The organism is Nocardia brasiliensis NBRC 14402 (assembly GCF_000308475.2).
Classification (GTDB): domain Bacteria; phylum Actinomycetota; class Actinomycetes; order Mycobacteriales; family Mycobacteriaceae; genus Nocardia; species Nocardia brasiliensis.
The window spans coordinates 40,770-64,914 of the sequence record NZ_BAFT02000034.1 but is presented as its reverse complement, the minus strand read 5'-3'; the positions used below and the strand labels follow the sequence as shown (position 1 = coordinate 64,914).

Genomic DNA, 24,145 nt, shown 5'->3' with positions numbered 1-24,145 from the left:
TGGCCACCGGGACCTCGACTTGGGATCCTGAAACTGCCGCGCGGACGTCTGGATGGTGAAGCATGCGAATAGCCGAGATCTTGCGTAGAAAAGGATGCGACGTGGCCACGGTCGCGCCCGACACGACGGTACGGAGCCTGCTGGCCACGCTGGCCGAGCACAATATCGGCGCGGTGGTGGTGACGCCCGACGGTGACGGGATCGTCGGCATCGTCTCCGAACGCGACGTGGTGCGCACCCTGCACGCGCGCGGCGCCGAGCTGCTGGACACCTCGGTCGCCGACATCATGACCACCGACGTGCGCACCTGCGGTCCCGACGACGAGGTGGACAGCCTGCGAAACACCATGACCGAGCACCGGATTCGGCATCTCCCGGTGGTCGGCGAGGGCAGGCTGGTCGGCATCGTCAGCATCGGCGACGTGGTGAAGAGCGCGATTTCGGAGCTGGCCACCGAGCGCCAGCACCTCGTCGAGTACCTGCAGGGCAAGTACTGACCCGAGTGCGCTAGATGCTGCCGAGGTCCTTCGACAGCCAGTGCTCGGGTCGCAGGTAGACCACGACCTGTTCGCCGAAGTCCGCGGCCTGTTTCAGGTACGCGTCGACCGCGTCGCCGCTCAGGTAGCGCTCGACCATCTCGTGATGCAGCGCGTCGGTGATCGGGGTGATCTTGGCGACCGGCCCCTCCACCGTCACGTAGCGCACGCTGGGCTCGGTGCGCTGCACCATCAGGGTGAACCGCCCGGCCGCGTTGATGGCGCGCAACTTCTGCGAATCCGCCGCGGTGAGCAGCCACGGCTCACCACCGGGTGTGTACTGATACCAGACGGGTACGGTCAACGGGCCGCGATCGGGGCCCGCGGCCACCGACAACGCCGCGATATGCGGCTGGGCGAGGAACTCTTGACGCTCTTTCAAGGTCAAAGCCATGACCCCCAGACTAGCCGGAAACCGGTGGCGTGAAAGGCATTGCCCACGAGAAACCTTCGAGACCTCAGGAAAAGTGCGTATCGTTGGGGGCGTCCCAGCGCATCCGGCTCAGCGCTTTTTCGGAGGGAGCGTCACGTTGCGATCCCACGCCTCGCGGTCGCATATCGTGCGACCACCGGCTGAGCGGTCCTCCGCTGCGCCCGCGCAGGCCGCGGTCCGCAAGCTCTTTCCGGCGCTGGCCGAATCCACCGAGGTGTACCTGGACAGCGCGGCCACCACGCAGAAGCCGCGGCCGGTCATCGACGTGATCAACCATTATCACAGCTCACGCACCGCCAACGCCGGTCGCGGCACCTACCCGTGGGCCACCAGCCTGAGCGGGCGGATCACCCGCATCCGGCAGCGCGCGGCCGCGTTCATCGGCGCGGAGCACGCAGACGAGGTGGTCTTCACCGGCGGGGCGACGGCCGCACTGAACGCCGTCGCGCTCTCCTGGGGCCTGGCGGTGCTCGAGGACGGCGACGAAATCCTCTACAGCCCAAATGATCACGCGTCCAATGTGCATCCGTGGCATCACCTGCGCGGCCTGCTCGCGCGGTTCGGGCGCCGGCTGGAGCTGGTGCCGTACCGGGTGACCGCGGCGGGCGCGGCCGACACCACCGATATCCTGGCCAAGGTCGGCCCGCGCACCCGGCTGATCACCACCAGCCATCTGCATCACGTGTACGGCGGGCTGACCACTTTGGAAGAACTGCGCGGCCGGCTCGACCCCGAGATCCTGCTGTGCTTCGACTGCAGCCAGAGCGGCGGGCATCTGCCGGTGGACGTGACCGAGCTCGGCGCGGATTTCGCGATCTTCGCCGCGCACAAGATGTTCGGCACGCCGGGCACCGGAATCCTGTACTGCCGCAGGCGAGTTCATGATCGGCTCGTGCCGTTCCTGCCCGGCGGAAATTCCGGGGTGCGGGTGAGCGCGGCAGGCCTGGTGCCCGCGGCGATGCCGGCGCTGCTGGAGGGCGGCACGCAGAACATTCCCGGCATCCTCGCGCTCGGCAGCGCGCTCGAGGTGCTCGAATCGTTAGACGTCGCCGCCATCGCCGCGCACAACCGCATGTTGACGCTGCGCCTCATCGAGGGGCTGCGGCCGATCCGCGGGCTCGAGTTCCGGCCCGGACCGGCCTACGCGCCTGACCCGGTCGGTTACGGCATCGTCTCGTTCACGCTGGACGGGATCTCGGCGGCGGACCTCGGGTTCGTGCTGAGTGAATTGGGTTTCCTGGTCCGGACCGGTCTGCACTGCACCGTCGCGCCCGAGGAGAACCCCGCGGGCCACGACGACTCGGTCCGGGTCAGCACGCACATCTACAACACCGCCGACGAGATCGACCGGTTCACCAAGTGCGTCATGACGATTGCCGAGGAGGTCACGTGACCATGGACACCCCGCGCTACGACCGCAGGGCCGCGTCCCGGGTGCTGGCGGGTCTGGCCCAGCCCGGGCTGTTCAGCACGCCGGTACCGCTGCCCGACCCCCGCCGCTTCGAATACACCTGCACCGCACTGCATACCGAGCCGAACAGTCACCTCACCTACTCCCAGCGGCTGTACCTCGAGCGGTTCATGCGCCCGTGCCGTCCCTACCAGGTGACCAGTGCGACGCACCGGATCACCTGGACCGACAGCGACGGCATCCCCAACACCGGCCACTTCCGCGCGGACGGCCTCGGCCCGCTGGTGCCGATCGCCATGCGCGAGACCGTGCTCGCGCTGTGGCACGCGTTCGAGGCGAATACCGCTTTCGCCGAACGCGTCTCGGCGCTGGGCCCGCGCGAGCACGCGGTGCTCGACGCGACCACCACCGATCACGAACCGACCGATATCTTCCGGGTCGGTATCGAGGCGGCGGGTCGCGCGCTCGCCCAGCATGCGCTGCTGGCCAGGCAGACCCCGTATCGCAGTGCCGCCGAATTCGCCCGGGGCCTCCACGAATCCGGCCTGTTCGCCGCCGTCGCGACCCGATGGTATTGGGAACTGCAGGCTTCCACGTACCGGCGCGGCATGATCCCGGTGACACTGATCACCCAGCCCGACGGCACCGTCCGGTACTCCGCGGAGACCGTGGCGACACTGCGGGCGATGAAGGACGCCACCATCTCCGACGCGCACACGGTGATGCGGCGCGCGACCCACGTCGAGGGCCTGTCCATTCCCGAGGCGATCGCCAAGTACCACGACGATCTCGATCTCATCTCCCGTCAGTACGCACTGCTGCCCGCGGGCACCAGGCCCGCCTGCCTGGCCGCGATGCCGCACCATCTCGGCGGCGGGCACTACAGCATCCTGCCGGTGGTGGTGGACCGCTTCGTCGCGGTGTTCGAGCAGTTGGTCGGTCGCTGCGAGCCGGCCGAGGTGAGTGCCGAGCTGAACGAGGCGACCGCCGACCGGGCGGCGACCGCCGAGGATCAGGTGTTCTACGTCCCGGATATGACCTGCAAGCACTGCGTGCGGACGATCGGCGGCGTGCTCGAGTCGATGGACATCCGGGTGGTCGAGATCGATCTGATCAGCAAGCGTGTGGTGGCCGAGTTCCGCAGCCCGCGCAACCGGGCGCGGGCGTTCGAGGCGATCCGCGACGGCGGCTACAACCCGGTCGCCGAGCGGCCGCAGACCCCGGCCGACGACGCGGTCGCCGCTCAGCCGTCGGAATCCGCGGTATGACGGCAGCGCCACCGGCGCTACCCGCGAAGATCCATCCGCTGGTACGCGCCTATCTGGACACCCCCGGCGCGGTCGCCGACACCGTGCGGCGGTTCGGCTCGCCGGTGCACCTGCTGTTCCCACAGGTGTTCGCGGAGAATCTGGGGCGGTTCCGTGCGCTGCTGGAACAGCGGCTGCCCGGCCATCGAATCTGCTACGCGCACAAGGTCAATCAGTCGCAGGCGTTCGTCCGCACCGCAGAGCGCGCGGGGATCGCCGTCGATGTCGCCTCGCCGCAGGAGCTGGCGAGCGCGGCCGGTGCGGGCTTCGGGCCGATGCGCATCGAGGTCACCGGGCCGAAAGGCGAAGTGTTCCTGCGCGATCTGATCGCCCGCGGCGTGACGATCAACGTGGACAACCTGTGGGAGCTGCGCCGCATCGCCGAACTCACCGAGCCGCATGCCGCCGTCCCGGTGCTGCTGCGCCTGTCCGGATTCCACGACGCACAGGTGAGCCGGTTCGGCGTGCCGCTGTCCGCGGTGGCCGCCGCCTTCGACCTGCTCTGCGCGCATCAGGATCGAATCACCTTCCTCGGCTTCGCTTTTCACCTCGACTCCGGGGACGCGGGGGAACGCGTCCGCGCGATCGACGCCTGCCTGTCGCTGATCGAGGAAAGCTACGCGCGTGGCCTCACGCCCTCGGTGGTCGATATCGGGGGTGGGTTCCGGCAGGTCTTCACCGCCGACGCCGATCGTTTCGACGAGTACGTCCAGGCGCTACGCGATGCGCTGCTCGGCCTGCGGGCCCCGATGAGCTGGGGCAACAACACCTTCGGGTATCACGTGGCCAACGGTGCGGTGCACGGGATCCCGGTATTCCACAAGTACGCCAACACGATTCCGGCGACCGCGCTGCTCGAGGACGTGCTCGGCGCCGCACTGGCGCGCCACGGCGGACGCACCGTCGCCGAGGTGCTCGCGGACAATCTGCTGGACATGTGGCTGGAGCCGGGAAAGGCGCTGGCCGATCACGCGGGGGTGACGGTGGCCGAGGTCGAGTTCGTCAAGGAGATCGCGGACGGCAGCGTGCTGGTGCACCTCGATCTCAGCCGGGACTGTGTGACGCCGGCGGACCAGGAGGTGATGGTCGATCCCGTCATCCTGCCTGGCGACGGGCGGGCCGTCACGGAAAGTGCCCCGGCGGGTGTGTACTTCGCCGGACGTCTCTGTCTGGAGCGCGATCTGGTCACCAATCACCTGGTGTGGCTTGCGGATCGGCCGCGGCCCGGTGATCTGGTGGTGTTCCCGAACACCGCCGCGTACCACATGGATCTGTCCGCGGCGTCCGCGTCCATGCACCCGCGCCCGAGCAAGCTCGTCGTGACCCACGACGACAACGAATTCCGGGTGTGCCACGACGCGGAGTACGAACCGGCGCCCGCGCACACCCCACCACTCGCGTCCCGGCCACCGTCGGCGCCGCGCCAGAGCACCGAGGCGCGCTGATGCGCTACGACCACATCACCGAACTCATCGGCAACACTCCCCTGCTGCGCCTCGACCCGGCGGTACACGGCCTGCGCAATGTCGAGTTGTACGCGAAGCTGGAGTCGCACAACCCCTTCGGCTCGGTCAAGGATCGGGTCGCGTGGGGCATGATCCGCGACGAACTCGACGATATCGTGGCGCGCGGCCAGAGCTTCATCGAGGCGTCGAGCGGCAATACCGCCAAGGCGTTGCGCATCCTGGGCGCGGTGCACGGCATCGGACTGCGCGCGGTCACCAATCGGATCAAGGTCGCCGAGGTGCGCGAGCTGCTCCAGCTGTTCGGTACCGAGATCGTCGAGCTGCCAGGGCTTTCCGAGTGCCCCGATCCGACGACGCCGAACGACGTCTACGCGGTGATCGAGGCGACCATGGCGCAGCGGCCCGGCGCGTACCACCACGCCTCGCAGTACACCAACGAGAAGAACATCGAGGCGCATCACCACGGCACCGGCCGGGAGATCCACGAGGATCTCGCCGCCGACGGGATCACCCGGGTCGACTACATCATCGGCGGACTCGGCACCACCGGCTCGACCAGGGGCACCGCCACCTACCTGCGCAAGCACAATCCCGAATTGCGCGCTGTCGCCGTTGTTTCCGAGCGCGCCGACTTCATTCCCGGGATCCGCTCGGAGAGCGAGATGTGGGAGGTGGGCCTGTTCCAGCCCGACTTCTACGACAGCATCGTGACCGTCGAGGCCGCCCGCGCGGTCGACGCCACCCTGCGCCTGGCCACCGGCTACGGCATCCTGGCCGGGCCGACCAGCGGCGCGAGCTACGTGGCCGCGCTGGATACCCTTGCCGCCGAAGCGGATTCGGCGCGCGCCACGGACGACCCGGTCGTCGCGGTGTTCATCGTCTGCGACCGGCTGGAACCATACCTGTCCTACATCAAGAAGCGCAGGCCCGACCTGTTCTCGCCCGCCGCGCGCGCCACCGCGCCGACCCCGGCCGAACTGACCGCGACCCCGACCGTATCCCCGGACGAACTCGCCGAACTGGACCGCACCGGCAAGCCGACCATCGTCGACACCCGCGGCGCCATGGCCTACCGGATCGGGCACGTGCCCGGCGCGCTCAATATCCGCGACGATCAACTCGATGACATGTTCGCCCAGGGCATTCCGTTCCCGCGGTCGCGGCCGCTGGTGTTCGTGTGCCCGGTCGGCGAGCTCTCGCTGCGGTTCGCGGCCCGCGCGCAGCAGGCCGGGTACGACGCCACCAGCCTGGCGGGCGGGGTCGCCGCGTGGCGGGCCGCGGGCCTGCCGCTCGAGCGCGGCTGATCCATCACTCGATTCCGGGCGTGTCCCGGGGCCATCGCAGGCAAACTACCGGTGAGCGCAGCACCGTGCTGCATTTTCTCTGCCAATGCCCGAAAGAGATGGTTCATCATGTTCCGCTCGAACAAATCCATCGCCGCCGCGCTGACCTCGTTCGGCGCCGTGTCCGCGGCCCTGGTGGTCGCCGCGCCGGTCGCGCCCGCGACGGTCAACGCCGTCGGTGTGGCGCCCGGACTGAGCTTCGGCAGCTCCACCGCCTTCGGCACGAGTTGCACCTACATCGCCACGGCCACCGCGACACCCGGCGACGTCGTCGGATTCTTCGATCCCACCGGCACCTTCGACCCCGGCGGCTGGATCACGGTCCCCAGCTCCGGCACGGTGACCGCGAAGTGGACGCCGCTGGTCCCCGGCAATCACACCGTCTACGCGGTGCGCAACGAGGGCGAGTTCGTCTCGACGCAGGCGACCGTCGGCACCGGTGTCAACCTGGGCTTCGCGTGCCTGGTGCTGCCTTGATCGCATCGAGCGAGTCGCGAGCCCGATGACGAGCGGCCCGCCGATACCGGTGGGCCGCTCGTCGCGCCGCGTCGCGGGTCGCCGTTGCCGGGAGCGACCAGGCACTAATGTGGTGCCGTGCAATCAGGCCAGGAAGCAGACGACGACGCGGGCCCGCGGATCTGGGGCGGCACGACCCTCACCGAACGCCGGGAGGCGCGCCGCAGCGCGCTACTCGAGGCCGCGCTCGATCTGATCGGCGAGGCGGGCGCGAGCGGGGTGACCATGCGCGCGGTCTGTCGCCGAGCCAATCTCACCGACCGCTATTTCTACGAAAGCTTCAGCAGCCGAGACGAACTGCTCGACGTGCTCTACCGTCAGGTCGCCGAGGAGTTCCTGCAGCCGATGACCGCGTTCGCCGCGGCCGACGAGCCGTCCCGGGATCGCGAACTGGCCCAGATCCTGGTCGACAAGGTGCTCGCCGATCCCCGCAAGTCCCGGCTGTTCCTGGTCGAGCCGTACTCCAGCACCGGCCTCGGGCAGACCACCATCTCGGTGATGCCCGAATTCACCCGGTTGATGCAGGACCACCTGTTCGCCCACATCGACGACCCGGTCAAGCGCAGGCTCGCCGCGGTCACCATGGCCAGCGGCAACGCGGGCATGTTCTCCGCCTGGCTGAACGGCTCGCTGCGCGCCACCCGCGACGAGATCGTCGACCACTGCGTCGCGGTGCTCACCGCGTACCGCTCGATGTACCGCGCCTGAATCGCCGCGTGCGCGGCTCAGGCACAACAAGATTGGGCACTGCGACCGCGGTCACATCGGGTTGCCAACGTTTCCATTCGGGTGTTTACTGGCCACCGCAAGGTGCCGATCGTTCGCTGAGGCTCCTTCACGGAAACAGGCCAGCGACCCCGAACGTCGAGAGACGCCCCGGGTCAGGACAGATCTCCCCGGCTTAAGGGGTGATCCCGATTGGCTCCCGGTCCGCCGGGTTCACGCCGTGAAGTGCCAAAGGTCTTACGAGGAGGGGTGCCCACCGGCGTTTTTGCCGGGTTCCCCTGCTGTGCTCTGCAACGATCAAGTCATGACGCGCGGTGGATGCCGTGTGCCGAGAGGCGAGGGAGGTGAGCCGGATGCCCGGCGGTAACAGTCCGAATACCAGTTTGCCCATTATTCACCCAGCGACCACCCCGCCAGCGTTCCGAAGGCGGCCACCGCGGCATACCCTCGCGCGATACCCGGCGCACGGGCGCCGGCGAGTACGCCACGTGGACAAAGCAACCTCGTGACCTAGCCGAGCATCGGCTCGGCGCGGGCACGGGCGGGCGGCGCTGATTGTTCAGGAGTGCGGTCATGACAACAGTGGAAATGATCCTCCGGCTGCTCACCGGCGTCGGTCTGGGCGCGGCCATCGGCTTCGAACGGCAATACCGGGCCCGGATGGCGGGCCTGCGCACCAACGCGCTGGTCGCCGCGGGGGCCACCCTGTTCGTGCTGCTCTCGGCGCACGGCTTCGCGGGCGGCACCGCCGACCCGACCCGGGTCGCCGCGCAGATCGTGTCCGGCATCGGCTTCCTCGGTGCGGGCGTCATCATCCGCGACGGGCTCAACGTGCGCGGCCTCAACACCGCGGCGACGCTGTGGTGCGCGGCCGCCGTCGGCGCGCTCGCGGGTGCCGGGATGTACAGCACGGCCGCGGCGGGCACCGTGGCGGTGGTCGTGGTCAACATCGCGCTGCGCGCCGCCGGACGCGCGGTCGACCGGCAGCCCGAGGCGGGCGGCGAACAGCCCGCGTCCTATGCCTTCGCCGCCGTCACCAACGACGACAACGAGGCGCACGTCCGGGCCTTGCTCGTACAAGCGTTGACGCGCACCGACTTTCAGCTCGTCTCGATCTCCAGCGCGAACACCGGCACGCCGGGCCGGGTCGAGGTGCGCGCCGAACTGTTCGGCGATCAGCGCGACGACCGGCAGATGGAATCCGCGGTCAGCAGGCTGAGCCTGGAGCCGTCGGTGACCAGCGTCGGCTGGCACATCGCGGGTACCGCCGAGGCGAAGGGACCGCAGGCATGACGCTGTTGCGCTCCTACCCCGCCGGGGCCGCGCTCGACCGGCCCCGCAACCGGTACGCCGATGTCGTCGTGTTCGTCGGCGCGGCGGTCCTGGTCTGGCTGATCGTGCGCGTCTCCGCGAGCGCGAACGTGCCGTTCGACCAGGCCGCCGCGCCCGCGACGGTGTCCACCGATCCGGATCAGCTCCCCTACTACGCGGCCCGGTCGCTGCTGCGCATGTTCGCCGCACTCGGGCTCTCGATCCTGTTCACCTTCGTATACGCGACCGCGGCCGCCCGGCTGCGGCGGGCCCGCACGGTGCTGCTGCCGCTGCTGGACATCCTGCAGTCGGTGCCGATCCTCGGCTTTCTCTCGATCACCGTGGCCGGGTTCATCGCGCTGTTCCCCGGCTCGCAGCTCGGTCTCGAAAGCGCTTCCATCTTCGCCATTTTCACCTCACAGGCGTGGAACATGGCGTTCGCGTTCTACCACAGCCTGGCCGCGCAGCCGCGCGAGCTGGACGAGGCGTCGCGCAACCTGAGACTGTCACGCTGGCAACGGTTCTGGCGGGTCGACGCGCCCAGCGGCATGATCCCGCTGGTCTGGAACGGCATGATGAGCTTCGGCGGCGGCTGGTTCTTCCTGGTCGCGTCCGAGGCGATCAGCGTCAACAACCACGAGTACGCGTTGCCCGGCATCGGCTCCTATGTCGCCACGGCGACCGCGGACGGCGATCTCGGCAAGGTGTTCATCGCGATCGGCGTGATGGTCCTGATGGTGGTCGGGGTGAACTTCCTGTTCTGGCGACCGCTCACCGCCTGGGCCGAGCGCTTCCGGGTCGAGGACACCGGCGCGGCCGACGCACCGCGCAGCATCGTGCTGAATCTGTTGCGGCGCTCGCACATTCCGCTGCTGCTCGGCAAGGTGCTCGGCCCGTTGGTCGCGCCGCTGGATCGGGTGATGAGCGTCTTCGGGCTCGCCGAATACCCGCTGCACAGCTCGCCGCTGCGGCGTCGGGCCGGCGATCTGGTGTTCGCCGCGGTGATCGCGGCCGCGGTCGCCTACGGCGCCTACCGGGTGGTCGGCTACATCGACTCGACCGCCGGATTCGGCGAAGTCGGGCACGCGTTCGGGCTCGGCTTCCTGACCCTGCTCCGGGTGGTGGTACTGCTGGTGCTCGCGACCGTGGTGTGGGTGCCCATCGGGGTGTGGATCGGGTTGAACCCCAAGGTTTCCCGGCTCGCCCAGCCGGTCGTGCAGGTACTGGCCAGCTTTCCCGCCAACTTCCTGTTCCCGTTCATCACCGCGGTGCTCGTCTGGAGCGGAGCCAGCCTGAACTGGGCGGGCACCCTCCTTATGGCGCTCGGTGCGCAGTGGTACATCCTGTTCAACGTCATCGCCGGGGCCAGCGCGGTGCCGACCGATCTGCGCGAGGCCGCCGCCAACCTGCAACTCCCGCGAAAGCTGTGGTGGCGCAAGCTGATGCTGCCCGCCATCTTCCCCAGTTACGTCACCGGCGGGATCACCGCAGCCGGCGGAGCCTGGAACGCGTCCATCGTCTCCGAGGTGGTCGACTACGGCTCGACCACCCTCGTCGCCGCCGGACTCGGCTCCTACATCCACGAGGCCACGAAAGTGGGTGACTCGCCGCGGATCCTGATCGGCGTGCTGGTCATGAGCATCTACGTGGTCGGCATCAACCGGTTGTTCTGGCGGCGGCTCTATGCCCTGGCGGAGCGGAGGTACTCGCTGTGAACACCGTACGCACGCTTGCTCTTTCACCGGTCCATCCGCGAAATGATCTTGGCCGGTTCGCTCTTCGCTCGACAGGAGGTCACTCATGACCACGTCCACCACGTCCGAAGTACTGCTCGACATCGCCGCGGTCGGCAAGCGGTTCACCGGCGCGGCGGGCGACGAGCTGCGGGTGCTGGACGGCATCGACCTGCAACTGCGCAGCGGTGAAATCGTTGCACTGCTGGGACGTTCAGGCTCGGGCAAGTCCACGCTGCTGCGCATCATCGCCGGGCTCATCGCGCCGTCCGACGGCGAGGTCCGGTACCGGGGCACGCCGCTGAACGGCAGTAATCCCGGTGCGGCGCTGGTCTTCCAGTCCTTCGCGCTGATGCCGTGGCTCACCGTGCAGGACAACGTCGAGCTGGGGCTCGCGGCACGGAATGTGGCGCCCGCCGAACGCAAGCAGCGCGCCCTCGCCGCGATCGACATGATCGGCCTCGACGGCTTCGAATCCGCCTACCCCAAGGAGCTTTCCGGCGGTATGCGCCAGCGGGTCGGGTTCGCCCGGGCGCTGGTGCTCGAACCGGATCTGCTGCTGATGGACGAACCGTTCTCCGCGCTCGACGTGCTGACCGCGGAGAACCTGCGCACCGAGCTCGTAAACCTGTGGGCCACCGACGATTTCCCCACCAAGGCGATCTGCGTCGTCACGCACAACATCGAAGAGGCGGTGCAGCTGGCCGATCGGGTGCTCGTGCTCGGCGCCAATCCGGGACGGATCATCGCCGAGATCGCGGTATCGCACCCGCGTCCGCGCGATCGGCGGGCGCCGTGGTTCGAGGCCATGGTCGATCAGATCTACGGTCTGCTGACCGGGCGGGACACCGAGCCGGTCGTCACCGGACCGGACAAGGCCACGCCGACGGCCCAGCCGCTGCCCGACGCCTCGGTCGGCGGGCTCGCCGGGCTGGTCGAACTGGTCTACGCCGGTGGCGGGCGGGCCGATCTGCCCGATATCGCCGACGAACTGAACTTCGAGATCGACGATCTGCTCCCCCTGGTCGACGCCGCCGAGCTGCTCGGGTTCAGCACCGTCGAGGACGGCGATGTCCTGCTCACCGATATCGGCACGGCGTTCACCAGCGCCGATATCCAGGAGAGCAAGCGCATCTTCGCCGAGCAGGCCCGCCACCGCGCCCCGCTGGTCCGCACCATCTGTAAAGGCTTGGCGGGCAGCTCCGACGGCAGCCTGCGCGCCGGCTTCTTCCTCGACCTGCTGCGCCGCGGCTTCGGCCCCGACGACGCCCGCCGCCAACTCGACATCGCCATCGACTGGGGCCGCTACGCCGAGCTCTACGACTACGACACCGACTCCGACAAGATCACCGCCGACCCCGCCGCCAAGGTCTTCGCCGGCGTCCGCGGCCGCTGGACCGCCTAGGGTCGTCCGGGTCGATTACCTCGGGGGTAATCGACCCGGTGGGGTGTGCCGAAGCATGCTCAGAGCATGCGAATTACTAGTGCGCTGCGCGGTCTCGCGGTGGGCCGGATCGTCCTCGGGGTCGCGGCGCTGGCCGTCCCCGGGCCTTTCGCGAAAGCGTTCGGAATTCGGCCCACGCCGGAACTGACCTATATGACAAGAATTTTCGGTGCCCGGGCAATCGCGCTGGGGCTGGGATATCTCGGCGCGGCGGGCGCGGAGCGGACACGGTGGCAGCGGCTGGCATTGCTGGTCGACCTCATCGACACGACGCACGGCGCGGTGCACAGTGTTCGCGGGGATGTTCCGCGGCCGGTCGCGCTCGCCATGACGACCCTGACCGGGAGCTATCTGGCGGTCGGCGCGACCAAAATGGCTCGCGATCTGAGGTGACGCGCGGTCAGGGGTCGAGGCGGGATTGCCAGTGGGTGAGGTTTTCCCGGGTGCGGACGGTGTCGGGGTGATCGGGGCCCAGGATGCGCTCGCGGTCGCCGAGCAGTGCGGTCAGTTCGGCGACCGCGCCGGGCACATCTCCGTTCCTGGCGCGGTAGGCCGCGAGGTTGTTGCGGGTCAACAGGGTTTGCGGATGCTCGGGGCCGAGGACGCGCAGCTGATCCGCGAGCAGCGCCCGACTTTCCGCCTCCGCGGCCGCCACCTGCCCGGCTTCGGCTCGGAAGGCCGCGAGATTGCCGCGGGTGACGAAGGTGTCCGGGTGGTCGCGGCCGAGGACCCGCACCTGGTCGTCCAGCACCAGCCGCGCCTCGCGCAGTCCACTGTGCAGGTCACCGTTGTTCGCTCGCAGATAGGCGAGATTGCCTCTGGTGTAGAGGATCTCGCGGTGATCAGGCCCCAGCACCTTGATTCGCTCGGTCAGCGCGCTGTACAGCTCCTGTATCGCCGCGTCCAAGTCCCCGCCGCGCGCCCGATAACCGGCCAGATCGGCCCGCGTGCGCAAGGTGGCGGGATCCTCGGGACCGAGCACGCGCACCTGATCGGCGAGCAGCACCTCGCCCGCGGCGATCGCCCCGGCGGTATCGCCGCCACGGGCTCGCGCGGTGGCGAGTTTGGCCCGGGTGAGCAGTACGCGCGGGTCATCGGACGCCAGCACCCCCAGCTGCTCAGCCAGCAAACTCTGTAGCTCGTCGACGGTAGTCGCCGAATCACCGCCCATGACGCGATATCCGGCCAGATTGCCCCGAGTCGCCAGGGTCTCGGGATGCGCCGGACCGAGCACTCGACGCCGAATCGCCAGCAGCTCTTCGGTTTCGGCGATCGCACCGGCCAGATCGCCCTGTATCGCGCGCAACGACGCCAGCTTGCCGCGGGTACGCAGCGTATCCGGATCGTCCGCGCCGAGGACGCGGCGCTGGTCCGCGAGCACGTCTTCCAGTGCCGCCGCGGCGCCCGCCGGATCGCGGATCTCCCCGCGCGCGGCCGCGAGCCGATAGCGGGTCGACAGGGTGTTGCGATGGTCGGCGCCGAAGATCGCGATCTCGTCGGTGAGCACTCGCTCGTAGTCGGCGACCGCACCGCGGAAGTCACCGCTGTCCGCCCGCCGCGTCGCGAGATACTCCCTGGCGCGCAACGTATCCGGATGCCGATCGCCGATCGCGGCCGCGATCGAGGGCACCCACGCCGCCCACATGTCCCGGTTGTCGGCGGCGCGGGCGGTTTCGAGTTCGACGAGGTGATCGACCGCCCGGCGGCCGTCGCCGCCGGCGAGATAGTGCCGCGCGCCCGCCGCGCGCGCGTATTCCTGGCTCCGCTCGCCGCCGCGCGTCCGGATCGCCAGCAGGATCGCGGTGTGCGCGTCGTCGATGCTCGCCTGCAGCGCACCGCAGACCTGCGTCAGTCCGGCGAGCAGCACGTCGTGCGCGATGCCGAGCGCTTCGTCCGCCGTCCCGGGGCGGCTGCGGGTGAGCAGGGCGCCGAGTCCGGCTGCGGCGTCCCGGATTCCGGCGATACGCAGCGGCCGCTGCCATTCGGCCAGCGCGGCCTCCAGCACCTCGATGGGCAGGACCGGCCCCACGCCCGCCGCGACGAGGATCGCGACCATCCGGCCGATGGCGTCCGCGACCGCCGGTGCCGCGGACTCCTCGGCCAGCCGAAGACGTTGGGCGGCAAGGGTATCGATGTCGGCGCGGAAGGACAGCCGGTCGCTCGCGCGCGGATGGAGTTCGCGCAGCAGCTTGGCCAGCAGCCACCCGGACGGAACCCGTGGATCGGCGGCGGGCCCGAGATCCCCGCTCAGGTAGTCGATGCCCTGGTACCCGGTATCGGCGGAGTGCGCCGGCCGATCGCCGCGCTGCACCTCGGCAGCGATCTCACCGACCCCCGGCCCGGTGATCGCGATCGGATGCATGTGCCCGAGCCGGGGATCGGCCTGCGCCGCCGCGCCGGCCCGGACGCCGACGATGACCCGGACGTGCGGCAGCTCGGGCCGTTCGGTCAGCTCGGCGACGGCGTCGATCAGCAGATCCCGGCTCCCCGGCTCCGGTAGATCGAGTCCGTCGAGCACGAGCGTGATCCGCTGCCCTGCCCGGCGCAATCGGGCCAGCGGGGCGGCCAGCTCGAGCTCGAAGATATCCGGCTCGCCCGCCCCGGCCCAGGGCACGCGGGCGGCGCGGTTATACCCGGGCAGCCGATCCGACAGCTGCTCCGCCAGCTCCCCGACCGCGGTCTCGAGCGAGCTGCTCGCGGTGAGAAACACTGCCGCGGTAACGTATTCGGGCGCAATCGGCAGTCCCTCGGCCACGCTCGGCCGGATCAGCAGTGCCAGCAACGTCGACTTGCCCGACCCGACCGGCCCGACCACCGCGCGCAGGCGCCGCCCGCCCGCTTCGACGAGATCGATCAGGCTCTCGCGCAGCGCGTCGGTCACCACGACATCCCGCGTGAGCTGATCCAGCAGTCCGGCCGCGGGCCGCCCGGTCAGCGCGTCGCGTCGCCGAGCGGCGTTGGGCACCAACCACAATCCGGGATCGCCGCCCGCCGTGCCGGTCACCGTGCCCGCGGTGAAGGACAGGTGCTGTGGTTCCTGGAGCCGGCAGCTGCGCGCGATCGGGTCCACCAGATCGTGGGCGAGCAGGGTCTCACCGCGCAACGGCAGGCCGGTGTCGAATGTCGCCAGCACCGTGCGCGTGAAGCACCCGGAGTACGCGGGCCCGGCCCCCGAGGCGACCAGCAGCTCCATCCGGCCCGCGGCGTCGGCGAGCAGATCGGTCCATCGGGTGGCCGCGCCGCGGAGGCCCTGTTCGGTCTCGCAGGCGTCGATCAGCACGATCAGTCCGTCCAGCGTCGACTCGTTCAACCGTTCCCGGATGCCCTGGGCGAGGTGAAAAGCGTTGTGCGAGCGCGGCACCGCCGGAGAATCGTGCGCGAGCAGGAAGAAGTCGCCGGCACCGGTCGCGACCCCGTGTCCGATGAACGCGACGAGCAGGGTCGCTCGCTGCTCGGACGCGACCCGGAACGCCTCGTCCATCGCCGACACCAGCTCGGCGGCAGTGGGATTCAGCACCGGCCCGGCCGTACCGGTCGCCGCCGACCATCCCCCGGACCGGCACAGACCGCCGTACAGGTCACCGGCCAGCGTTTCGGTGAACCCCAACTCCCCCAGCGCGACACACTCCGACCCCACCACCAGCGCGAGCCGTCCTCCCATGCAAGCAAGATACCCGGCGGACCGGACCGCGCTATCCCGCGAGCCGGGCGCGCCAGTGCGCAAGGGTGGTCTGCGTGCGGATCGTCGCGGCATGGGTCGGACCCAGGGCGCGGAGTTCGGCCACCAGCAGGACCTCCAGTTCGGCGATCGCTGTGCCCAGGTCGCCGTGCTCTGCCTGCCGGGAGGCCAGGTCGTTGCGGGTCGCGAAGGTGTCGGGATGGTCGGGACCGAGCACCCGCAGGCGATCGGCCAGCAGCTGTTCGAGCTCGGCGATGGCACAGGGCAGATCACCCGCGTCGGCGCGATACGAGGCCAGCGTGCTCCGGGTGGTGAGGGTGTCGGGATGATCCGCGCCGAGCACCCGGAGCCGGTCGTCGAGCAGGTGCGTGAATTCGGCGCGCGCACCGGCGATATCGCCGCTGCGCGCGCGAAACGCCGCGAGATTGTTGCGGGCGCTGAGGGTGGCGGGATGGTCCGGGCCGAAGATGCGCAGGCAGTCGGCGAGCAGCTGCTCGAATTCGTGCAGGGCGGCCGCGACGTCGCCGTGCTCGCCGTGCCAGTAGGCGAGGCTGTTGCGGGTGCGCAGGGTCTGCGGGTCGTCGGGGCCGAGGATGCGGGCACGGTCGGCGCGCAGGGCTTCGAAATCGATGATCGCGCCGACCAGGTCGCCCTGGTCGGCGCGGTTGGACGCCAGGTCGTTACGGGTGCGCAGGGTATCGGGATGGTCGGGACCCAGCAGCCGGATCTGATCGGCGAGCAGGCGCTGGTAGTCCGCCCGAGCACCGGGATAGTCGCCGCACCGGGCGCGATAGGTGGCCAGATTCGTGCGCGTGCCAAGGGTTTTCGGGTGATCGGGGCCCAGCACCCGGAGCCGGTCGACGAGCAGCTGCTCGAAAGCCGTGATGGCGCCGAGGTAGTCACCGCTCTCGGCCCGGTGATAGGCCTCACGGCTGCGGGTCGTCAAGGTGTCGGGATGGTCCGGGCCGAGGGTCTCCACGAACGCGGGCACCCAGGCTGCCCACAGATCCCGGTTGTCGGCGGCGCGCGCGGTCTGCAACATCTCCAGGAAGTGCAGCGCGCTGGTGGAATCCCGGTAGGCCAGGCAGTGCCGCACCGCCGAGCCGCGGGCGTAGTCGGCGCCGCGATCGCTCTGACTGTGTTTGATGGCCGCGACGATGGCCCGGTGCGCGTCCTCGATCTCCACGCCGAGCTGCTTGCATTCCGCGCGCAGGCCAGGCAGCAACGCGCCGTGTGTCACGCCGATCGATTCCCGCAGCGTGCCGGGGTGACTGCGGGTGACGAGCGCGCCGAGCGCCACCGTGATATCGCGGATCCGGGCGATGTGCAGGTCGATGCCGAGCGAGGTCAGCGCCGCGTCGGCGAGTTCGATCGGCAGTACCGGCCCGACGCCCGCGGCGATGAGCACGCCGAGATAGGTGCCTGCGGCGCGCACGGTTTCGGGCTGCATCCCGCGCAGCGCCGCGTCGACGCGCAGCGTGACGATCCGGTCCAGGCCGATCCCGGCGGCCACCGCGCCGTCGGTGATGCTCGGGGCCACCTCGAGCAGCATGCGCGCCAGCAGCCAGCCGCCGGAGACCACGTGGGTGTCGTCCTCGACGGCCGTCGGTGTTTCGGACAGCAGGCCCTGGATCCAACGGACCCAGTCGGCGGGGTCGGCCGGCGCACCGGTGCCGCGCGCCGATCCCACCACGGTGGCGATATCGTCGGCGGCGGGCTCGCCGACCTCGATCCGGTGCATGTGCGCCAGCGCAGGCTCGTCTTCCACGCCGGTACCGTCGCGCACGCCGGCGATCACTCGAACATGGCGCAGGTCTTCGCGTTTCGTCAGATCGCAGATGGCGGCGCAGAGCAGTCGCCGGGTGCCCGGCTGGGGCTGGTTGAGCCCGTCGAACACCAGCGTCACCCGGCGGCCCGCGGTGGACAGCCGCGCCAGCGGATGACGCACCGCGATATCGAAGATGTCGAACTCGTCGCGCGATCGGTGCGCGCGCACGGACCGGGCGGCATCGGCGAAACCGGGCAGGCGCGCGCTCAATTGGGCGGCGAGCTCGGCCGCGACCGCCTCGATCGAGCTCGCGGCGGTGAGAAACACTGCCGCGGTGATGTATTCGGGGGTCACCGCCAAGCCCTCGACCAGGCTCGGCCGAATCAGCATGGCCAGCAACGTCGATTTGCCCGCGCCGGTCGGTCCGATCACCACGCGCAGGCGATGCGACCCCGCGTCGACGATGGCGTCCAGGTGCTCGCGCACGTCGGGAGTCACCAGCAGCCCGCGGGTGAGCTGGTCGACGAATCCCGCCGCGGAGCGCCCGCTCACGGCGTCGCGGTGCCGGGCGGTGTTGGGCACCAACCACAGTCCCGGGTCGGCGCCGTGTTCCACCGATACCGCGCCTGAGGTGAACGAAAGGTACTGCGGCTGTTGATGAACGCACTCGCCCGCGATCGGGTCGACCAGATCGGCGGGCAACAGGTTCTCCCCGCGCAGCGGCAACCCGGCGCCGAAGGTGGACAGCATGGTCCTGGTGAAACACCCGGAGAACGCCGGGCCGTCGCTCGCCGCGACCAGCATCTCCATCCGCCCCGCCGACTGTGCGAGCAGATCGGTCCACCGGCGCGCCGCGCCGAGCACGCCCTGCCCGGTCTCGCAGGCGTCGACCAGCACCACCAGCCCGTCCAGCGCCGACTGGTTCAGCCGCTCCCTGATCTCCTGCGTCAGATGAAAGGCATTGTGCGAGTTCGGGTTCGCGGGTGAGTCATGGCCGAGCAGATAGAAGTCCTCGGCGTTGGTCGCCACACCGTGGCCGATGAAGGCGAGCAACAGCGTCGCCTGCCGCTGCGCGGCCGCCGTGAACGCCTCGTCCACCGCCGTGACCAGTTGCGCCGCTGTCGGATTCAGTACCGGACCGTCCTCGTCCGTCGCCGCGCGCCACCCACCGGCCTCGGTCAAACTCCCATACAAACCCGTCGCGAGTTCGCCGGTGAAACCCAGCTCCCCCAGCGCCACACATTCGGACCCGACCACCAATGCGAGCCGTCCTCCCATGCAAGCAACATACCCGCGCGCACCTCGGCATACTGAGACACCCGCAACCCGGCCGTTCGCCCCCTACGCCCGCGCGCGGAGCAACTCCCGTGGTCACGAACCGGATTCACCCAGCCCCGTCGCCTGGGAAACCCGCTGTCCGGGACGTAGTGTGACCACTCGGACTGTCAGTGGGAGGAGATCGGTGCGATGAGCGACCCCGTGGTCGGTTTGACGGGTACGCTCACCTCGCCCATCCGGGGTGCGGGCAGGTTAGGGGAGGTCTTGGTGGCGATTCGCGGAGGCACAGAGCTGTACATCGCCCGTGCGGCCGAAGCGATTCCGGCCGGCGCCGCGGTGCTGGTCATCGAGGTCCATCCCGGACGCATCGTCGATGTGGTGCCCTGGATTCCGCTGACCCCGGAGCCGGCCGAAGGAATTTGAAACAGTAAGGGAGACAACCGTGCTGGGTTACCACGTACCCGACCCGGACGAGGCGATGCTGATCAGCGGCGCCAAGAGCAAGGACAACACGCCGTTCAAGGTGGTGATCGGCCGCGGCAGCTGGGTGGTGCCGCTGTTCCGCAAGGTGCGCTACCTTTCGCTGGCCATGTTCGAGGCCGAGATCAAGGAGCGCTGCGTCACCAAGCAGGCGATCCAGCTCGAGGTGCGCGCGGTGATCGCGTTCAAGGTCGCCAACGACACCCAGTCGATCGTGAATGCGGCGCAACGCTTCCTGTCCGAACAGGAAAAGGAGATGTCGGTGCTCACCGGCCGCATCTTCTCCGGCCACCTGCGCTCGATCGTCGGCTCGATGACGGTCGAGGAGATCATCCGGGAACGCCAGAAGCTGGCCGACGAGGTGCTGGTCGCGTCGAAGGTGGAGATGGGCAATATCGGCCTCTGGGTCGATTCGTTCCAGATCCAGTCCATCGACGACGGAAATCTCGGCTACATTCAGGCGCTGGCCGCGCCGCACAATGCCAGCGTGCAGCGCGACGCGCAGATCGCCCAGTCCCAGGCGGCGCAGCTCGCGGCCCAGGCCGAACAGGAGTCGCTGCGCAGGCAGGCCGAGTACCAGCGCGAGACCGCGATCCTGCGCGCGCAGTACCAGCGCGATATCGACAAAGCGAATGCCGAAGCGGCACAGGCAGGTCCGCTCGCCGAGGCGATGGCGTTGCAGGAGGTGCTCACCGCGCAGGCCGAGCAGGCGCGCAAGGAAGCTGAGCTGCGCGAGCAGCAGCTGCAGACCGAAGTCGTGAAACCCGCTCAGGCGGAGGCGGATCGGGTGCGCATCCTGGCCGAGGCCGAGGCCGATCGCACCCGGATCCAGGCCGCCGCGGCCGCGTCGAACAACCGGATCGCGTTGGACCAGTTGCTGATCGAGCAGTTGCCCGAAATCGTGAAGCAGGCCTCGAACGGACTGGCGAACGCCAATCTCACCGTGCTCAACGGGCCGGACGGAGTCGGCGAACTGGTGAACGGAATGGTCGGTCAAGGGCTCACGGTTTTCAATTCATTACAAAAGGCGCTTTCGTCCAACGACGAGGATAAGGCGGGCTAAGGTGACCGGGTAGTGACCGCGTGGCGAGGAGTGGGTGTTGGTGTCCATCGGGAAATTGGTCTCGTTCGACAGCTCTCGGGGATTCGGTTTCATTCGACCGGAGGACGGCGGTCCGGACGTATTCGTGCATGTCAACGACATCGGCCTGGATGAGGACGAGTTACGCCAGGGCCGGGTATTCGAATTCGACATGACCGAGGGCGATCGTGGGCCGAAGGCGGTGAACCTGACGGTGGTCGGCGGCCAGCCGAACCCGCCGGTGCTACCGCACAAATCGAAACACCGGCCGAACTCCGGGCACCTCACGGTCGCCGAACACAAACGCCTCATCACCGAGCTGCTGCTGGACGCCAGTCCCGCATTGACCGCCGGAGAGATCCTCACCATCCGCGACCGGCTCACCGCCTTCGCCGAGCAACACGGTTGGCTGGACAACTGATCCGTGTTTCGCCGCAGCCGTCAATTCCCGATCTTGTCGGCTGCGGCGCTTACGATCATCGGCAAGTGCCGATGAATTCTGCTCGAACGTGCCGTCTGCATCGGTAAGGAACACGAACCGAGGAGGGTAGTTCGCGTGGACTTACCGGTGATGCCACCTGTCCGGCCGATGCTGGCCAAAACCGCGCCGGGCGTGCCCCGTGAACCCGGGCTCAGCTATGAGCCGAAATGGGACGGCTTCCGCTGCATCGTCTTCCGCGACGGCGCCGAGGTGGAGCTCGGCTCCCGCAACGACCGCCCGCTGACCAGGTATTTTCCCGAGGTCGCCGAGTTGCTGCAGCAGGCGCTGCCGGACCGATGCGTGGTCGACGGCGAGATCGTCGTGGTCACCGATCAGGGCCTGGACTTCGACACGCTGCAGAACCGGCTGCACCCGGCCGCGTCCCGGGTCAACAAGCTGGCGGTGGAGACGCCGGCCAGTTTCGTCGCGTTCGATCTGCTCGCCCTCGGCGACCGCGACCTGACCGAGGAGCCGTTCGCCGAACGCAGGCGACTGCTGGAGACCATCCTCGACACCAAACCCGCTCGGGTGCACCTGACTCCCATCACCCAGGACCCCGACGTCGCCGAGGACTGGTTCACCCGGTTCGAGGGCGCGGGCTTCGACGGCGTCATGGTCAAGGCCGACGGGCTGGCCTACCTGCAGGACAAGCGCGTGATGTTGAAGGTCAAGCACGAACGCACCGCCGACTGCGTGGTCGCCGGCTTCCGCTGGCACAAGGACGGCGAAGGCGTCGGCTCGCTGCTGCTCGGGCTCTTCGACGACGAGGGAAACCTGCACCATGTCGGCGTGGCGAGCAGCTTCACCGCGGCCCGGCGCAAAGATCTGGTCGAAGAGCTCGCGCCGCTGCGGGAGAACGCCCTGGAAAATCATCCGTGGCGCGAATGGGCCGACGCCGCGGCACAGGCCAGGGCCGACGGCAAGATGCCCGGCGGGGTGAGCCGCTGGACCGGCGGCAAGGACCTCTCGTGGGAGGCGTTGCGCACCGAACTGGTCGCCGAGGTCCGCTACGAACACGTGCAGTCCGGCCGGCTCCGGCACGGCGGCAGGCTGGTCCGGTTCCGCACCGACCGCACCCCCGAATCGTGCACCTACGCACAGCTGGACGAGGCGCCGCCCGCCGAGCTGAGTGAGATCTTCAGCGAGGTGCAGTCGTGAGCGAATCGGTCGATATCGAGGTCGACGGCCGGACCGTCACCATCAGCAACCCCGGCAAGGTCTACTTCACCAAGCGTGGCGAGACGAAGCTGGACCTGGTCCGCTACTACCAGGCGGTGGCCGAACCGTTCCTGAGGGTCGTCGGCGGGCGGCCACTGCTGTTGGAACGGTATCCCGATGGCGCGTCCGGGAAGTCGTGGTTCCAGAAGCGGGTGCCCAAGTCGGCGCCGGACTGGTTGCACACCGTGGAGGTGTCCACACCGAACGGCACCACCAGCGACGCGCTCGTCGCGCACGACCTCGCGCACATCCTGTGGGCGGTGAACCAGGGTTGCCTCGGCTTCCACGTGTGGCCGAACCGGGCGGACAATCTGAAGATCGCCGACGAACTGCGCATCGACCTCGATCCGTCGCCCGGCATCACGTTCGACGATCTGAAACAGGCCGCCGTGCTCACCCGCGACCTGTTCACGGAGCTGGGCATCGAGTCGCGGATCAAGACCTCCGGCTCACGCGGCCTGCACATCTATGTTGCGCTGGCACCGAATTGGGACGGCTACCAGGTGCGCGCGGCCGCCGTCGCGCTGGCCAGGGAGCTGGAGCGCAGGCATCCGGACGAGATCACCGCGCAGTGGTGGAAAGAAGAACGCGGCAATCGCGTATTCGTCGACTTCAATCAGAACGCGCCGCACAAAACGGTTTTCGGCGCGTGGTGCGTGCGCCCGAAGGTCGGCGCGCAGGTGTCCACGCCGATCACCTGGGACGCGTTGGCCGAGGTCGTGCCCGACGAACTCACCATCGCCACGGTGCCCGCGCGGCTGACCGAGCTCGGCGATCCGTGGGCCGACCGCACGCCGCAGTCGATCGCGCCGCTGTTGGAGATGTCGGAGCGGGATAGTGGCCTCGGGGTCTGCTCGACGCGCCGTGGCCGCCCCAGTATCCGAAGATGCCGAACGAACCGCCGCGGGTGCAGCCGAGCCGGGCCAAGAAGGAAGAGTAGACCGGGGCCGGTTATTCGGTCGTCCACAGCGCCCAGGTGCCGTTGCGCCCGGGGTTCTCGCAGATCAGCGCGCGGCCGTCGGCGGTGCGGGCCGTCTTGCCCGTGGTGCCGTCGCATTTCGTGCCCGGCTGCTGCGTCGTCGTGGACACGTTGACCGGACCGGACCACTGGTAGCTGCTCGCGCTTTGCAGGCAGAGCAGCGTCGTGCCGTCCGCCCCGGTGCCGATCTGCCCGGCCTGCGACTCGGTACAGGCCGAGCCCTTCTTCAGATTGCTCTGACTCGCCGAGGTGGCGGTCACGCTCGGGGCCGCGGACGGCGGGACCACGGTGGTGATCGCCGGCGGCGCCGGTCGATCCGTCGTGGCCTGCGCGGACAGGTTCATCGTCGGCTTGGTCGCCCGGGTCACGCTGTCCGGCAACACGTTTCCGGCCAGCACGAAGAACCCCACCAGGGCCGTCACCTCGGCCACGCCGATCAGCAGCGCGAACAGCGCCATCACCCGGCCCCGCGGATGTGAGAAGGCGATGAAGCCGAACACGATCGCGACCGGGAACAACCCGAGCAACGCCGCCACCAGCGCCACGATCGCGTAGGGGTTGACGATGGGCGGGATCTCCACCCGCAGCCGTCCGGTGCGGCGCCGGCTCGGCGCGGGCTCCTGCCACCGCTCGTCGGGGTCGGGTTCGGCCCAGCGCTGCTCCTCCGCCGCCTCCGGCCACCGATCGTCCTGCTGCGCTGCCGCAGGCCAGCGTTCCGTTTCACGGCGTTCTGCCCGTGCCATGCCAGGTTCCCTCTCCACACCACACACCGCGCAGGAACCTCGGACGATCCGGACCCGCCCCGATATCCCGACCCACAATAGGGGTCCGGCGGCGACCGGAACATCCGAAAGGTCGAAATACGGTGATGCAACCGTAATAACGAACCGACAACGTTGCGCGCGGTTTCGTGCAAGGACGGTTCATGCTGAGCACACCGTGCGGTCTCGCACGC

Annotated in this window: 19 protein-coding genes, 1 pseudogene and 1 riboswitch; of the genes and pseudogenes, 16 read left to right on the top strand and 4 right to left on the bottom strand. The window is 69.1% G+C overall.

What is annotated here, in order from left to right:
• Window positions 1-62 precede the first annotated feature (62 nt).
• Window positions 63-497, top strand: a complete 435-nt coding sequence (locus TY25_RS09980; protein ID WP_042255643.1) for a CBS domain-containing protein — start codon at window positions 63-65, stop codon at window positions 495-497.
• A gap of 10 nt (window positions 498-507) precedes the next feature.
• Here TY25_RS09980 and TY25_RS09975 read toward each other — a convergent pair whose 3' ends face one another.
• Window positions 508-930 (bottom strand): pyridoxamine 5'-phosphate oxidase family protein, encoded by a 423-nt coding sequence (locus TY25_RS09975; RefSeq protein WP_042255641.1) that lies wholly within the window; start codon window positions 928-930, stop codon window positions 508-510.
• Between the two features lie 166 nt (window positions 931-1,096).
• Here TY25_RS09975 and TY25_RS09970 point away from each other — a divergent pair, with 166 nt between their 5' ends.
• The 10 genes from TY25_RS09970 (at window position 1,097) to TY25_RS09925 (ending at window position 12,619) form a co-directional block, all read left to right on the top strand.
• On the top strand, window positions 1,097-2,362 hold the full coding sequence (locus TY25_RS09970) for an aminotransferase class V-fold PLP-dependent enzyme (protein WP_042255701.1): 1,266 nt from the start codon (window positions 1,097-1,099) through the stop codon (window positions 2,360-2,362).
• Between the two features lie 2 nt (window positions 2,363-2,364).
• Window positions 2,365-3,648, top strand: a complete 1,284-nt coding sequence (locus TY25_RS09965) for a heavy-metal-associated domain-containing protein (RefSeq protein ID WP_226887486.1) — start codon at window positions 2,365-2,367, stop codon at window positions 3,646-3,648.
• Complete coding sequence (locus tag TY25_RS09960; RefSeq protein ID WP_042255639.1) at window positions 3,645-5,132, top strand: type III PLP-dependent enzyme domain-containing protein; 1,488 nt, start codon at window positions 3,645-3,647, stop codon at window positions 5,130-5,132. Before TY25_RS09965 ends, TY25_RS09960 begins: the two co-directional genes overlap by 4 nt.
• Window positions 5,132-6,457: a pyridoxal-phosphate dependent enzyme gene (locus TY25_RS09955; protein ID WP_042255638.1), complete on the top strand. Its 1,326-nt coding sequence runs from the start codon at window positions 5,132-5,134 to the stop codon at window positions 6,455-6,457. The genes TY25_RS09960 and TY25_RS09955 overlap by 1 nt, the downstream gene beginning before the upstream one ends.
• 108 nt (window positions 6,458-6,565) lie before the next feature.
• Window positions 6,566-6,973, top strand: coding sequence for a hypothetical protein (locus TY25_RS09950; protein ID WP_042255637.1), 408 nt, complete (start codon window positions 6,566-6,568; stop codon window positions 6,971-6,973).
• A 117-nt stretch (window positions 6,974-7,090) separates the two neighbouring features.
• Window positions 7,091-7,720, top strand: a complete 630-nt coding sequence (locus TY25_RS09945; protein WP_042255636.1) for a TetR/AcrR family transcriptional regulator — start codon at window positions 7,091-7,093, stop codon at window positions 7,718-7,720.
• A gap of 101 nt (window positions 7,721-7,821) precedes the next feature.
• Window positions 7,822-7,992: riboswitch (M-box (ykoK) riboswitch) on the top strand.
• 319 nt (window positions 7,993-8,311) lie between these two features.
• The gene (locus tag TY25_RS09940; protein ID WP_042255635.1) at window positions 8,312-9,031 is read left to right on the top strand and encodes an MgtC/SapB family protein; all 720 of its coding nucleotides are present in this window, start codon (window positions 8,312-8,314) and stop codon (window positions 9,029-9,031) included.
• Window positions 9,028-10,764, top strand: a complete 1,737-nt coding sequence (locus TY25_RS09935; protein ID WP_042255634.1) for an ABC transporter permease — start codon at window positions 9,028-9,030, stop codon at window positions 10,762-10,764. Before TY25_RS09940 ends, TY25_RS09935 begins: the two co-directional genes overlap by 4 nt.
• An 85-nt stretch (window positions 10,765-10,849) precedes the next feature.
• Window positions 10,850-12,187, top strand: a complete 1,338-nt coding sequence (locus tag TY25_RS09930) for an ABC transporter ATP-binding protein (protein WP_042255633.1) — start codon at window positions 10,850-10,852, stop codon at window positions 12,185-12,187.
• 66 nt (window positions 12,188-12,253) lie between these two features.
• On the top strand, window positions 12,254-12,619 hold the full coding sequence (locus tag TY25_RS09925; RefSeq protein WP_042255632.1) for a hypothetical protein: 366 nt from the start codon (window positions 12,254-12,256) through the stop codon (window positions 12,617-12,619).
• Window positions 12,620-12,626: 7 nt separating this feature from the next.
• Here TY25_RS09925 and TY25_RS40425 read toward each other — a convergent pair whose 3' ends face one another.
• A complete protein-coding gene (locus tag TY25_RS40425; protein WP_052382900.1) occupies window positions 12,627-15,887 on the bottom strand; it encodes an ATP-binding protein in 3,261 nt (1,086 codons plus the stop codon).
• 31 nt (window positions 15,888-15,918) lie between these two features.
• Window positions 15,919-18,951, bottom strand: coding sequence for a tetratricopeptide repeat protein (locus TY25_RS40420; protein ID WP_081868786.1), 3,033 nt, complete (start codon window positions 18,949-18,951; stop codon window positions 15,919-15,921).
• Window positions 18,952-19,140: 189 nt separating this feature from the next.
• Between TY25_RS40420 and TY25_RS09910 the strand changes: the two genes are divergently transcribed.
• The 5 genes and pseudogenes from TY25_RS09910 (at window position 19,141) to ligD (ending at window position 23,151) form a co-directional block, all read left to right on the top strand.
• Window positions 19,141-19,374, top strand: coding sequence for an NfeD C-terminal domain-containing protein (locus TY25_RS09910; protein ID WP_042255631.1), 234 nt, complete (start codon window positions 19,141-19,143; stop codon window positions 19,372-19,374).
• 19 nt (window positions 19,375-19,393) lie between these two features.
• Window positions 19,394-20,494: an SPFH domain-containing protein gene (locus tag TY25_RS09905; RefSeq protein ID WP_014984781.1), complete on the top strand. Its 1,101-nt coding sequence runs from the start codon at window positions 19,394-19,396 to the stop codon at window positions 20,492-20,494.
• Window positions 20,495-20,528: 34 nt separating this feature from the next.
• A complete protein-coding gene (locus TY25_RS09900; protein ID WP_042255630.1) occupies window positions 20,529-20,933 on the top strand; it encodes a cold-shock protein in 405 nt (134 codons plus the stop codon).
• A gap of 135 nt (window positions 20,934-21,068) precedes the next feature.
• Complete coding sequence (locus tag TY25_RS09895; protein ID WP_178075607.1) at window positions 21,069-22,151, top strand: ATP-dependent DNA ligase; 1,083 nt, start codon at window positions 21,069-21,071, stop codon at window positions 22,149-22,151.
• Window positions 22,148-23,151 (top strand): annotated as a pseudogene (ligD, locus tag TY25_RS09890) (non-homologous end-joining DNA ligase). Before TY25_RS09895 ends, ligD begins: the two are co-directional and overlap by 4 nt.
• An 11-nt stretch (window positions 23,152-23,162) precedes the next feature.
• Here ligD and TY25_RS09885 read toward each other — a convergent pair.
• Window positions 23,163-23,933: a DUF4190 domain-containing protein gene (locus TY25_RS09885; protein ID WP_042255629.1), complete on the bottom strand. Its 771-nt coding sequence runs from the start codon at window positions 23,931-23,933 to the stop codon at window positions 23,163-23,165.
• Between the last annotated feature and the right edge of the window lie 212 nt (window positions 23,934-24,145).